The 12648-nt window shown below is 67.8% G+C and carries 12 protein-coding genes; 10 read left to right on the top strand and 2 right to left on the bottom strand.

What is annotated here, in order from left to right; genetic code table 11:
• The first annotated feature begins 59 nt into the window (after positions 1 to 59).
• The 10 genes from ACFYXH_RS11395 (at position 60) to ACFYXH_RS11440 (ending at position 9975) form a co-directional block, all read left to right on the top strand.
• On the top strand, positions 60 to 725 hold the full coding sequence (locus tag ACFYXH_RS11395) for an amino acid ABC transporter permease (RefSeq protein WP_389561858.1): 666 nt from the start codon (positions 60 to 62) through the stop codon (positions 723 to 725).
• On the top strand, positions 722 to 1669 hold the full coding sequence (locus ACFYXH_RS11400) for an amino acid ABC transporter permease (RefSeq protein ID WP_389561859.1): 948 nt from the start codon (positions 722 to 724) through the stop codon (positions 1667 to 1669). The genes ACFYXH_RS11395 and ACFYXH_RS11400 overlap by 4 nt, the downstream gene beginning before the upstream one ends.
• Before the next feature lie 375 nt (positions 1670 to 2044).
• Positions 2045 to 2968: an ArsR/SmtB family transcription factor gene (locus ACFYXH_RS11405; protein ID WP_389561860.1), complete on the top strand. Its 924-nt coding sequence runs from the start codon at positions 2045 to 2047 to the stop codon at positions 2966 to 2968.
• A gap of 160 nt (positions 2969 to 3128) precedes the next feature.
• Positions 3129 to 4226, top strand: a complete 1098-nt coding sequence (locus ACFYXH_RS11410) for a chemotaxis protein (RefSeq protein WP_389561861.1) — start codon at positions 3129 to 3131, stop codon at positions 4224 to 4226.
• 66 nt (positions 4227 to 4292) lie between these two features.
• On the top strand, positions 4293 to 4919 hold the full coding sequence (locus ACFYXH_RS11415) for a hypothetical protein (protein ID WP_389561862.1): 627 nt from the start codon (positions 4293 to 4295) through the stop codon (positions 4917 to 4919).
• Positions 4920 to 5058: 139 nt separating this feature from the next.
• Entirely contained in the window at positions 5059 to 5250 is a 192-nt protein-coding gene (tgmA, locus tag ACFYXH_RS11420) for a putative ATP-grasp-modified RiPP (RefSeq protein WP_327321779.1), read from the top strand.
• A 16-nt stretch (positions 5251 to 5266) separates the two neighbouring features.
• Positions 5267 to 6196, top strand: a complete 930-nt coding sequence (tgmB, locus tag ACFYXH_RS11425) for an ATP-grasp ribosomal peptide maturase (protein ID WP_389561863.1) — start codon at positions 5267 to 5269, stop codon at positions 6194 to 6196.
• Positions 6197 to 6381: 185 nt separating this feature from the next.
• The gene (locus ACFYXH_RS11430) at positions 6382 to 7629 is read left to right on the top strand and encodes a hypothetical protein (RefSeq protein ID WP_389561864.1); all 1248 of its coding nucleotides are present in this window, start codon (positions 6382 to 6384) and stop codon (positions 7627 to 7629) included.
• On the top strand, positions 7626 to 9218 hold the full coding sequence (locus ACFYXH_RS11435) for a substrate-binding domain-containing protein (protein WP_389561865.1): 1593 nt from the start codon (positions 7626 to 7628) through the stop codon (positions 9216 to 9218). Before ACFYXH_RS11430 ends, ACFYXH_RS11435 begins: the two co-directional genes overlap by 4 nt.
• The gene (locus ACFYXH_RS11440) at positions 9202 to 9975 is read left to right on the top strand and encodes a hypothetical protein (protein ID WP_389561866.1); all 774 of its coding nucleotides are present in this window, start codon (positions 9202 to 9204) and stop codon (positions 9973 to 9975) included. The genes ACFYXH_RS11435 and ACFYXH_RS11440 overlap by 17 nt, the downstream gene beginning before the upstream one ends.
• A gap of 81 nt (positions 9976 to 10056) precedes the next feature.
• Here ACFYXH_RS11440 and ACFYXH_RS11445 read toward each other — a convergent pair whose 3' ends face one another.
• Both ACFYXH_RS11445 and ACFYXH_RS11450 read right to left on the bottom strand, forming a co-directional pair.
• Positions 10057 to 11892, bottom strand: a complete 1836-nt coding sequence (locus ACFYXH_RS11445) for a glycoside hydrolase family 15 protein (protein WP_389561867.1) — start codon at positions 11890 to 11892, stop codon at positions 10057 to 10059.
• Positions 11893 to 12042: 150 nt separating this feature from the next.
• The gene (locus ACFYXH_RS11450) at positions 12043 to 12435 is read right to left on the bottom strand and encodes a hypothetical protein (protein ID WP_327321776.1); all 393 of its coding nucleotides are present in this window, start codon (positions 12433 to 12435) and stop codon (positions 12043 to 12045) included.
• Between the last annotated feature and the right edge of the window lie 213 nt (positions 12436 to 12648).

The following is a 12648-nucleotide window of genomic DNA, read 5'->3' on the forward strand; positions in this document are numbered from 1 at the left end:
CGCGCCTCGCCCTTCACACACGAGCGGAAGGCTTCACACACGCGGAAGGCCGGGAGATCGTGTTCGACTTTCTTGAGGGTTACAACGTGCTGGGGGCCTTCTGGGTGACGGTGCAGCTCGCCTTCTATTCCGCAGTCGGCTCCCTGATCTGGGGAACGCTCCTGGCGGCCATGCGGGTCAGCCCGGTGCCCCTGATGCGTGGCTTCGGCACCTCCTACGTCAACGTGGTGCGGAACATCCCGCTGACGGTGATCATCGTCTTCACCTCGCTGGGCCTCTTCCAGACACTCGGCGTCAACCTCGGCGCGGACGACTTCACCACCATCAATTTCAGGCTCGCTGTGCTCGGCCTGACCGCCTACACGTCCGCCTTCGTGTGTGAGGCGCTGCGGTCCGGCATCAACACCGTGCCCATCGGCCAGACGGAGGCAGCGCGTGCCATCGGCCTGAGCTTCCCCCAGGTCCTGCGGCTGATCGTCCTTCCGCAGGCCTTCCGCTCTGTGGTGGGTCCGCTGGCGAACGTGCTGATCGCCCTCATCAAGAACACCACGGTGGCCGCCGCGATCGGTGTCGCCGAGGCCGCGGCGCTGATGCGGCAAATGATCGAGAACGAGGCTCAGCTCATTCTCATCTCCGGCATCTTCGCGTTCGGCTTCATCTGCCTCACCCTCCCGACCGGACTGTTCCTCGGCTGGGTGAGCAAGAAGGTGGCGGTGAAGCGGTGACCTCTGTCCTGTACGACGCCCCGGGGCCGCGCGCCAAGCGGCGCAATGTCCTGTTCACGGTGGTGTTCGTGATCGCGCTGGCAGCGCTGATCTGGTGGGTGGTCCAGAGCCTCGTCGACAAGAACCAGCTCGAATGGGCCAAGTGGAAGCCGTTCTTCACCGATTCCCGTGCCTGGTCGACGTACCTCGTGCCGGGGCTCAAGAACACGCTCAAAGGCGCCGCCCTGGCCATGGTCATCGCGCTGCCGCTCGGAGCGCTCTTCGGTATCGCCCGGCTCTCCGACCACTGGTGGGTACGGGGCGCGGCCGGCGCCGTCGTGGAGTTCTTCCGTGCCATCCCGGTGCTGATCCTGATGCTCTTCGCCAACGCGGCGTACGCCGAGTACACGGACATCAGTCCCGACAACCGGCCGCTGTACGCCGTGGTCACGGGCCTGGTGCTCTACAACGCCTCGGTGCTCGCCGAGATCGTACGGGCGGGCATTCTCTCCCTTCCCCAGGGGCAGTCCGACGCGGCCAAGGCGATCGGTATGCGCAAGAGCCAGACCATGCTGTACGTGCTGCTGCCGCAGTCGGTCACCGCGATGCTCCCCGCCATCGTCAGCCAGCTGGTGGTCATCGTGAAGGACACCGCGCTCGGCGGCGCGTTGCTCGGCTTCTCCGAACTGCTGGCATCGGTCCGCCCGATGAGCGCGAACTACGGGGCGAACACCATCGCCAGCTTCACCGTCGTCGCCGTGATCTTCGTCGTGCTCAACTTCGCGCTCACCACCTTTGCGAGCCGGCTGGAAGGCCGGCTGCGCCGTGGCAAGAGGTCCACCGGCGCGGTGGTCGGCGTCGACGCGGTCGAGGAACTCTCGACGCCTGGCGAGCACGTCGGCCCAGGAGAGCTGGGCGGCGGAGGGGGACGGGCCGGGGGCGGGCCGGCCGATCGGGCGAAGTGACCGGACGAACTGACGACAGGTGAGTGACTCTGCGGCCTCTCTCCTCACGGAGACCGATGCGAAGAAGCCAAACCCTCTTCCGCGCGAGGACGGGGCGATGGGAGGGCAACCATGAGGGGGATGCCGCTCGTCCCCACCTATGGTCGCGCCGATGCCGGGGCGGCCGTGGCCCACACAGGGCCTGTGAGCGAAGGAGGCGGCGTGCTCCGCATTCACTTCACCCCCCACGACCTGCAGAACATCCGAATCGCTCCGCAGCCCGACCCATTGTGGGAACTGGTCTGCAGTGTCTGCCGATTACAGACCGGACAGGGACGGCTCGAGTTCGGCGATTGGCGTAGCTCGGCCCACCACAGGCTCCGCACGGATCCGCTGGTGAATCGTGCCCTGCACCTGCTGCGGACAGTGATTCCCCCTTCCGGCTACATCCCGGACTTCCTCACCCCGCCGGTCCCCGGCGCCGATCTGCCCGCGGGCCTCGAGCAGGTGCGCCTCACCCCGCACAGACAGCTGGTCCGCGAGATGTCGAGGCTGGCCGAGTCCCGCCCGATCCCGAGCTGGACCTCGCTCGGCGGTCCTGGTCGCGATGCGCTTGCCTCGCTGACAGGCGCACTGGCGACGTATCACGGGGCACTGCTGCGGCCGTACTGGTCCCGCATCCGTACCGCTGTCGGCAACGATGTCAGCCAGCGAGCGCGCACCCTGCTGGAAGGCGGCACACAGACGTTGCTGGACGGATTGCACCCGCTGGCTCGGTGGAACTCCCCGGTGCTGGAGGTGGATTACCCCGTCGATCGCGACCTGTACCTGGAGGGGCGCGGACTGCTTCTCGTTCCCTCGTACTTCTGCTGGCGTCGGCCGACCGCCCTCGCGGATCCGGCCCTGGCCCCGGTGCTCGTCTATCCGGTGGCGAAAGCGCCGCTCGACGTTGCGCGGGGGACGGAGGACGGACTGGAGCGGCTGCTGGGCCGCACCCGGGCTGCGGTGCTCACCGAGGTGGCCGACAGAAGCACCCGGACCACTTCCGAGGTGGCCGAGGCCGTGGGGGTCTCACTGCCCAGCGTGAGCTATCAGATCAGCGTCCTGCGCGACGGGGGTCTCGTGACCAGCCGCCGCGAAGGCAAGTACGTCCTGCATGCGGTGACCCCGTTGGGGCTCCAGCTGCTCGGCGCCGGCATGCCGGTCCCGGCGGAGTCGCTGGGCGGCGATGTGGCTGCTGGAGCCGGGAACGCCGACGCGGCCCGCTCGATGCTCGCCCACGCCGGACTGGGCCGTGATCAGGAGATCGTGCGGCGCTGAGCCGGCTCCCCGCGCATCTTCTGCCCCATCGACGAAGTGGACATATGGTTCATAGTGTCGATCTGGTGGCCACGCAGGCACGGCTGTCCGGACTCGTCGCCATCGGCTGCGACGACCCCTCCCGTCGCCAACGACGTCTGCGCGTTCTGAAAGGGTTCCGATGCACCCGGCTCTCAGCTCTGCTGCCCTCTCCCAGCTGCGACAGCAGCGTTCCTATCCGGCAGTGACGGTTCTGATGCCCACTCATCGCCGCGAACCGGACAACGCGCAGGACCCTGTCCGTCTGCGCAATCTGATGGCCGAGGCAAAGGGCCAGCTTCAGGCCGATCCGGCCGTCACCCGGGACAGGCGGATCGATGTCACCGAGCAGTTGGACATGGCTCTGGCGGAGATCGATCTGGTACATGCCGAGGACGGGCTGGCGGTCTTCGCCGCGCCGGGAGAGCACCAGGTGTGGTCGCTGGGCCGTACGGTGCCCGAGCGCGTCGTGCTCTCGGACACCTTCCTGACCCGCAATCTCGTTTCGGCGCAGGCCGCCGAGCACCCCTTCTGGGTGCTGGCCGTCTCCTCCGACCGCGTCTCTCTGTGGAGCGGCGGAGCGGAGCGCGTCGTCGAGGAGGCAAGGGGGGCGTTCCCACTGACCCGGAGCCTCGAGGACCCCGATGCCGAACGCCAGGAGCGGATCGGGGATGTGCCCAGCACCTTCAGCGACGAGCAGACCCGCCAGTTCCTGCGGGAGGCGGACGCTGCGATGGGTGCCGTACTCAAGTCCGATCCGCGGCCCCTGTATGTGGCCGGTGAAGCGGTGGCGCTCGCTCTTCTCGACGGTGTCGGAACAGTGGCCAAGGGGACTGCCACCCACATCCCGCAGGGAGGGCTGGCAACGGGACCCGCCGACGCCGTGTGGCAGGCCGTACGGCCGTTCGTCGAGGCCCGGGCCGAGAAGGAAGTCGCCCATGTCCTCGAGGAACTGGACAAGGCCCGTGGACGACGGGCCTTCGCCGCCGGGGTCGACGAGATCCGGCAGAACGTGACATCGGGCCGGGTCGCGCTGCTGGCCGTGGAGGAGAACTACCGGGAAACCGTCCGCGAGTCCGGCGGCCACCTGATGCCGGCGGAACCCGGTGATCTGGATGCCCTCGACGACATCGTCGACGAGATCGTCGAGCGGTCCCTGGACACGGGCGCGGAGGTGCGCTTCGTGCCTGACGGCACGCTTGCCGACATGGGCGGAATCGCGAGCGCCCTGCGCTACTGAGCTCACGACACGGGTGGGCAACCGAGGGGGGTGACCCTCAGTCACCGACAGTGAAAGGGAACCCCGATGACGGCATGCGTGAAGGGCCGGGCGAGCGCGAGGCGTTTGGCCACTGTTGCGTTGACGCTGATCACTGCGGCCTCGAGCGCGGCCGTTCTCGTTTCGTGCAGCACCGGCAACGGCGACACCGGCAGCAGTTCGCCGTTCAGCCCCCGCCCGACGCCTCCCAACATGTCTGCGTTCTCAGGTACGCCGCCCTCCGCCCTGGCTTCAGCGGCCGCCTCGGCCCGCGCCAGAGCGTCCGCCGCGGCGGCGTCCGCGTCTGCTGCCGCCTCCGCCTTCGAGTCTTCCGTCTCGGCCGAGGTGGCCCGTGCGAACGCAGCAGCCGCTGCCGAGCTCAAGAAGGTGCAGGGCAGCGGCAATGCGACGTCCGACGTGTCACTGACGGGGAAGCCGCGGGCCCAGACCGGTGGTCTGGTCGCCGCCGTGGTCAGCATCACCAACCGCACCGACCAGAAGGCGTCGTACGCCGTGCAGGTCGACTTCACCGACCCCTCCGGCAAGGTGGTGGAGAGCAGAATCGTCGGCGCGGAGGACCTCGATCCGGGCGAGAACGAGCAGTCCATCGCCATCAGCCGTAAGCCCGCCGACCTGAACCTGACCCCCAGGATCGCCAAGGCCCAGCGGTACTGACGGTTGGGGCCCCTCGGCAATGTGACGTCCTTCACGCCACTTTGGGCCGGATGTGACGGTACGTAGTGAGACCGCTGCGTCTTCGGTACGTACTGTTACGTGTGGCGCAGGACCACGCCACGGGAACTCGAGGAGACTCATGAGACCGTTTGTGTTGAACTACGCGCGTCCGGCCGAGAATTCAGCAGTCACCGATCCCTACACGTACGACTCCGCCCTGCAGTTGAACGTCCTGTCCGACGGACGCCCCGCCATCGCGGACCGGGCGGTGCTCCTGGCGGCCGGTACGACGACCTCCACGGCCGGTTCGCAGACGCACTTCGACGACTGACCGGACCGGCGCATCGATGACTGTGCTGATTCTGACCTGTCAGCAGGATGTGACGACGGACATGGTGGTGGCCGGTCTGCACGAACGGGGGATTCCGCTGGTGCGATTCGATCCCGCTGATCTCCCCGGCGAAGCCGCACTGTCGGCGGAGTTCGTCAGCGGCGACTTTCGGGGCTATCTGTCGTACGACGGGCGCTTGGTGAGCATGAGCGGCCTGCGTTCCATATGGGTGCGCAGGCCGGGGGAGCCCGCGGCACACGCCTCCGAGCCGTCGGAGTGGCTCACTGCCGAGTCCGGGCAGGCGCTGTACGGGATGCTCAACTCCACCACGGCACGCTGGATGAACCATCCCTGCGTGGCCGCGCAAGCCCGCTGCAAACCATGGCAGTTGCGCGTCGCCCATCGCAGCGGTTTCGCCGTGCCGCCCACGCTCATCACCACCTTTCCGCGCGTGGCCCGCCAGTTCGCGGCGCAGTACCGGGAGATCGTGGTGAAGTCCACCTCCGGTCCGCCGCGCAGCGATCCACCGGTCACGCTGCCCACCACCCGCATCGGGCCGGAGACGGATTTCTCCGGCGTCGCGGCCGCCCCCACCCTGCTTCAGAAGTACATTCCCAAACGGGCCGACATCCGGCTGACCTGCGTCGGTGGGCGGCTGTTCGCCGCCCGGAAGATCTCGGCGTCCGGTCAGGTGGACGGGCGCTACGGCACCACCGGTCAGGCCTGGGAGCCCGCCGAGGTGCCCGACCGCATCGCCAGGGCCGTCCATGACTTCACAGGCCTTGCCGGTCTCGCCTACGGGGCTTTCGATTTCGCCGAGGACGCCGAGGGCGTCTGGTGGTTCCTGGAGTGCAACCAGGGCGGCCAGTTCGGCTTTGTCGAGCTGGAGACGGGGCAGCCCATCGCCGAGGCGGTTGCGTCGTGGCTGGCGTACACAGCCGCGTAGGCGGAGGTGGGAGGGGATGTGCCCACAGGCTCGCTCAGGTACCCAAGGGCGCTCACGCCCATGGCCGGCGGCAGCTCACCCTGCCGTGTTGTTCACCCTGGATTCGCCGAAGACGGCCCTAATGGGCACCCGATTGGGGAAAGCTGTTCCCTGAGCTGAGACGCGGGACATCGGGGGAGGCGTCCGTGGTCATCGGGGAGAGACCTGTCGTCGAGGAGCCACGCCTGGCCATACGGCGTCAGTCGTCCTCCTTATGGTCACGGCGCAGCTTCCTGGTCGCCTTCCTGCCCGTACTGGCCGCCGTTCTCACAGGTGTGACCGTGCTGGCCGTCTCGGGAAACATCCTTCTGCCCTTCGAGCGAGTCGTCACGCTGGAGGGCAAAATGGCCTCCAAGCGGGACTTCTTCGAGGACGAAGAGGTTCAGCGGCTTCTGATGAAGCATCACATACGCGTCCACATCACCAGTTCGGGATCCCGTGACGTGGCCATCGGGGACATCTCCTCGTACGACTTCGTCTTTCCTTCGGGGCAGCCCGCCGGGGACCTGATCACCAGTCAGCGTGCGGCGAAGAACCAGTACGTCAAGGTGCACCGGCCGTTCGTCAGCCCGATCGTGCTCGCCACCTATCGCGAGTACGCCGAGACTCTGCAGGACGAGGGAATCGCCACCGCGCAACGCTCCTCCGTGCAGAACCAGCCGCTCTACTACGTGCTGGACATGGGGAAATTCCTGGAGAGCATCCACCAGGAGACCAGGTGGGAAAAGATCGGGATCCAGAACCACGGGATCACCAACGCGAACAGGATCGTCGCCCAGAGTCCCGACGTCTGTGGGTCCAACTCCGCCGGAACCTACCTGGCGTTGGTGGCCTTCACCAGGCACGGCAAGGGCGACGAAGTACCCGACTCCGATCAGGAGGCGGACGACCGCGCCCGGGAGATCAAACCCCTCCTGGAGCAGGGCCTGCCGGCCGCCGACGTGTTCCGGACGTACATCTCCCCGGAAGGAAAAGGAATAGCCCCCGTGGTGGTGGCGTACGAGCACCAGTACCTCAGCTACCAGGTGCAGTACCGGGCCGAGTCGAAGAAACTGGACTCCGAGCGGGTGCTTCTCTACCCGGCCAGCCAGTTCGTGACCCAGCCCCAGTTCATCGCACTCAACCGGGACGGCGACCGGCTCGGTGAACTCATCACCCGTGACCCCGAATTGCGGCAACGGGCAATGGAACTGGGCTTCCGGATCCTCGACCCGACGGGGGAGGTCGCGGGTGACCAGCTGGCCCGGTTCCTGCAGCAGCGCCATATCCCCGTCCCGTCGATGGCGGGAGACAACACCAGGTCATCGATGCCCAGGCTCCGGTTCCTGGAAAGAATGATCTCCATCGTGGGTGACTGCCCGGCTGCCGAGACCGAGGCCGGGCGGCCCGAATGAGGGCGCGGCGCCGTCTGACGCGCTTCATCGCCCTGTGTACGGCGGGGCTGTGGCTCGGCGCTGCCACGGCCTGCTCCACGGGCGATCCCGAGCCGGTCACCTTGCGGGTGCTGGCCAGTTCGGAGCTCGCCGATATGCGGCCCCTGCTCGACGACCTCCGCCGGGACACCGGGATCACGCTGGAGATGGACTACCGGGGCACCGTGGACGCCAGCAACGCACTCGCCCCGGGCGACTACCGCCACGATCTCGCCTGGCTCTCGTCCGACCGCTACTTCCAGCTCAAGCTGAAGGAGGCCGGAAACAACGCCGAGAAGCCCCTGGCCACCAGCATCATGCGCTCGCCCGTCGTCATCGGTATGAAGCCCGGAACGGCGGAGCAGCTGCGCCGCAGGACGCCCGACCGGCAGATCTCCTGGGCCGATGTCGCCGACGCCGCGGCGGACGGTTCCCTGAGCTTCGGCATGGCCGACCCGCGGCACACCAACAGCGGCCTCGCCGCACTTGTCGGAGTCGCGACCGCCGCCGCGGGTACGGGCAGTGCACTGCGTCCGGCCGATGTCTCCTGCGACCGGCTGCGCGGTTTTTTCAGCGGACACGAACTCACCGAGGACTCCTCCGGCCGCCTGGCGGACGGCTTCGTACGCCGGCAGAACGACCTGGACGCCCTCATCACCTACGAGTCCGAGCTGCTCACTCTCAACAGCAGCGGGAGGCTCCGCAAGCCGCTGGAGATCGTCTATCCCAAGGACGGCATGGTGCTGTCCGACTACCCCCTGCTGCTGCTCGACCCCGCCAAGCGCGCTGCGTACGACAGGCTGGTGGGCTGGCTGAAGAGCAAACCGGCACAGAAGAAGATCATGGAACGTACGCTGCGCCGGCCGATCGATCCCGCTGTGGCGCGAGACACCCGCCTGCGCGAACCCGTCGGCAATGCCCTGTACTTCCCGGACAAGCACGAGGTGGTTGACCGTCTCCTCGCGGACTACGGCGATCCACAGCGCGACAAGCCTGCCCGGATGGTCTTTCTGCTCGACTTCTCCGGGTCGATGCGGGGCGAGCGCATCGCGAAGCTGCGCGCCACCTTCGACGGGCTCAGCGGTGCTGACGACTCGCGCTCCGGAAAGTTCGTCCGGTTCTACCGGGGCGAGTCGCTCACCGTGGTGCGGTTCGGCGGCCGCGTACTCGACGAGCGGAGTGTGACCTACGACGGGCAGCGGGACCTGGACCGTCTCCGCGGATTTGTGGCGTCCGACGACTTCGATAGGAGCACCGCCATCTGGTCCACCCTCGACCACGCCTACCGGAAGGTGTCCACCACCGTGCGCGACCACCCGGGGCAGGCTGTCTCCATCGTTCTCATGACGGACGGTGAGAACAACGCCGGGATGGATCTCGACGCCTTCATCAGCCGGTACGCAGCGCAGGCGCGCGCGGCCCACGCGGTGCGCACCTACACCATTCGCTACGGCGAGGCCGACACCGAGGAACTCGATCGAGCGGCACGGGCGACCGGCGGACGTATGGTCGACGCCACCGCCCAGTCGCTCCTCAGCGCATTCAAGGAGATCCGTGGGTGTGTTCAGTGAGGCGTGGTGGGGAGTCTGGTGGCCCTGGTTGCTCCCGTGGCTGCTGACCGCGGCCGGCGTTGTGACGCTGCTCGTCCTGTCGCTCTCCTGGTTCACCCGCGGCAGGCGGACCGACGGTCAGAACCTCACCTTCAGCATCTGCTTCTACCTCCACGACAAATCCGTCATGGACCACTACCAGATGCGGCGCTACGAGGCAGCTCTGCGGAAGGAGGTGGAGCAGCGGACCACAGCCACCAAGGACGGGAATGTCCGTGCCACGGTCTTCGGGGTGGGTGCCGGCGCGGGCAGGCGCGACAACCGTGAGATTGTTGCCAAGTTTCTCGAGGTGGCCGAGCCCATTTCGGTCATCGGCATCATCATGGATGTGCTCGAGGAGAAGGACGTCATCGTGCACGTCGACCTCGTCAACCAGACCGTCAGACGGAATACGGCACTGGCCAAGGGGCTGGTGACCCTGCACGGTTCCGGGACCTCGCAGCAGTCCGTACGCCTGCGTGACATCGAGGACTTCGTGCTGATCAGAGGCCGCTTCCGGAAGATCAGTGAAACGGCGGAGTCCACGGTTTTTCTGGCGCCCTACGGGGACCCGGACGATCCCGCGCTGGGTCCTCGCGTCCGTGTCACCTGTGCGACGGAGGGACTGCGCAACGAGGTCCCGCAGGGCACCTTCTCGGCACGCTGTCTCGGCAAGGTCCAGGACTGGAACGCCGACGACGCGGTGCTGGAAGTCCAGGCGATGGCGATCTTCCGGTAGCGGGCGCTCAGCCGGCGTCCGGGAGCATTCGTCACCTTGCGATGCGCGTCCGGACCGTGCGATGCGCGTCCAGCGCGTCGGCTAGGGCCCCAGACTTTCGGCCTTGTCGAGTTCCACGTCCAGTGCCACGGCTGCTGTGATGAGGGACAGATGGGTGAACGCCTGTGGGAAGTTGCCCAGTTGCTCTCCCGTCGGGCCGATCTCCTCGGCGAAAAGGCCGACATGGTTGGCGTAGGTGAGCATCTTCTCGAAGGCGTAGCGTGCCTCTTCGACCCGCCCCGCGCGGGCGAGCGCCTGCACATAGTGGAAGGTGCACAGCGTGAATGTGCCCTCGGAGCCCTGGAGCCCGTCCGGGGAGGCGGACGGGTTGTAGCGGTAGACGAGGCTGTCGGAGACCAGCTCGCGCTCCATGGCGTCGAGAGTGGCGAGCCAGCGCGGGTCCTTGGGCGCGATGAACCCGACGAGCGGCATGAGCAGCAGTGAGGCGTCCAGGACGTCGGTGTCGTAGTGCTGGACGAAGGCCTGGCGCTGCTCGTTCCAGCCGCGCTCCATCACCTGCACAAAGATCGCGTCGCGGGTGGCGGTCCAGCGCTCCAGGTCGGCGGGCCGGGCGTTGTCGCGCGCGATACGGATGCCGCGGTCGAAGGCCACCCAGGACATCAGCCGACTGTAGGTGAAGTCGTGGCGGCCGCCGCGGGTCTCCCAGATGCCCTCGTCGGGCCGGTCCCAGTTGTCGGCGAGCCAGTCCAGGACACCCGCGAGAGCAAGCCAGCCCTGGTAGCCGGCGGTCTCCGCGATGGCTCCCAACTCCAGCATGGCGAATGCAGCCTCGCCGTAGATGTCCAACTGGAGCTGGTCGGCCGCTCCGTTCCCGATACGTACCGGGAACGATCCGAGATAGCCCTCCAGGTGGTCGAGCAGCTCCTCGCTCAGGTGCGGGTCGCCGTCCACCCGGTACATGATCTGCAGCGGCTCGCCGGAGACGGTCGCGCCCGCGGCCACCCGCTGGCCGAGCCATCGGCGGAAGGCGTCCGCCTCCTCGGTGAAACCCAGATCGATCAGGGATCGTACGGACAGCGAGGCGTCCCGGATCCAGGTGTATCGGTAGTCCCAGTTGCGCTCGCCGCCCACCTGCTCGGGCAGTCCCGCGGTCGCGGCGGCGATCGGGGCGCCCGTGGGCGCGTACGTGAGCAGCTTGAGGGTGATGGCCGAGCGGTTCACGGTCTGCCGCCAGCGGCCGCGGTAGCGGGACGTCCGGAGCCAGCTGTGCCAGTACTGTACGGTCGCCCGCCAAGTGGCCCATGCCATGTCGGCGTTGAGGGGCTCCGGCGGCGCGTCGCCGGCGGCGCAGGTGGTCAGTACGACGACGGCGAGTTCACCGGCCTGCAGTGTGACGACGCCCTGGACGTCGCGGTCGTTTTCGGCGCTCAGCCGTGCGGTGCTCTGGAGGTGTACGTCGATGCCGGGGCCGGTGAAGACAGCGGCGTCGCCGGCCTCGTTCAGGCTCAGTTTGTGCGTGGCACGGCCGTAGTCGAAGCGAGGTCTGCACTCCACGGTGAACGTCATGCTGCCGCGCACGACGCGCATCGCTCGGAAGATCCGGTGCCGGTCCGTGGGGGTTTCCGGGGTGTCCACCGGCATGAAGTCCACGACCTCGCCCACCCCGTCGGCGGTGAGGTAACGGGTGACCAGGACTGCGGTGTCGGGGAGGTAGAGCTGGGTGATCCTGGCATCCGGGTGGTCGGCTGCGATCCGGAAACTGCCGCCACGGTCCTGGTCGAGCAGAGCGGCGAAGATGCTGGGCGAGTCGAATCGCGGCGCGCAGAACCAGTCGATCGCTCCGTCGGACGCCACCAGAGCAGCGGTCTGCAGGTCACCGATCATCCCGTGGTCGGCGATGGGCGGGTACTGGCGCATCCAGGGGTCCCCTCGTCAGGAGCCGGTGACCCCCGTCGGTGGACCCGCCGGTGGCGAACTCCATCGTGCGATGCCCAGGCCGGGCCCGCACGTCAGGCGTTCGCGCTCCGGTGTCGGCTCGACCGGTTGGCCGGCCGGGACGCCCCGCTCCTAGACGTGCGTCCGCCTGCGGTGCGCATCGGTGCCCGCGAGGAGTGCCTCGGTGATCAGCCGGACGCCGCGGGCCAGGCGGTTCAGCTGCTCCAGCTCGATGGCGTACAGCCTGATGGTGCTCTCGATGATGACCTCGGACACTCCCAGGGTGGGCAGTTCCGCCCGGCAGGTCTGCAGTGCGACCCGCACGGCTCGTATCTCGTGCTGCACCTGGAGGTGCGCATGGCGGGCGAGCAGGATGTGGTGGCGGGTGAGCGTCGAGTAGCCCGCATAGCGGGCCGGCAGGAGGTCTCGCAGCCACCGGGCCGCCGTGCGCTCCCAATCGTGGCTACCGGGGGCCTTGACCTGACAAGGCCAGTCGGAGTCGATCGGTGAGAAGGTCTGGGACATCGTCGTCGCTTCCGGATGTGAGGCGGGTGGGCTCTGATCGCGGGGGTGGTCGCGGAGGTTGGTGGCGGCCCCGGCCCAGGGGTTGACCGGGGCCGCCAAGGGCATCCGCGCGAAAAAGGCGCAGCGCCCGGGTTGAACACCATGGGCCGACGCGAGGAGGAGGGGCGTCGTCCCTGGGTGTTCGGTCACGTGGCCCGTAGGGGCTCGATGCGG

The sequence above is a fragment of the Streptomyces sp. NPDC002730 genome (genome assembly GCF_042888805.1).
GTDB lineage: Bacteria > Actinomycetota > Actinomycetes > Streptomycetales > Streptomycetaceae > Streptomyces.

Coding starts and splice junctions, on each gene's coding strand:
- ACFYXH_RS11410 (WP_389561861.1), top strand. CDS start 3,129: ATGCACCCGGCTCTCAGCTCTGCTGCCCTCTCCCAGCTGCGACAGCAG.
- ACFYXH_RS11415 (WP_389561862.1), top strand. CDS start 4,293: ATGACGGCATGCGTGAAGGGCCGGGCGAGCGCGAGGCGTTTGGCCACT.
- tgmA (WP_327321779.1), top strand. CDS start 5,059: ATGAGACCGTTTGTGTTGAACTACGCGCGTCCGGCCGAGAATTCAGCA.
- tgmB (WP_389561863.1), top strand. CDS start 5,267: ATGACTGTGCTGATTCTGACCTGTCAGCAGGATGTGACGACGGACATG.
- ACFYXH_RS11435 (WP_389561865.1), top strand. CDS start 7,626: ATGAGGGCGCGGCGCCGTCTGACGCGCTTCATCGCCCTGTGTACGGCG.
- ACFYXH_RS11445 (WP_389561867.1), bottom strand. CDS start 11,892: ATGCGCCAGTACCCGCCCATCGCCGACCACGGGATGATCGGTGACCTG.
- ACFYXH_RS11450 (WP_327321776.1), bottom strand. CDS start 12,435: ATGTCCCAGACCTTCTCACCGATCGACTCCGACTGGCCTTGTCAGGTC.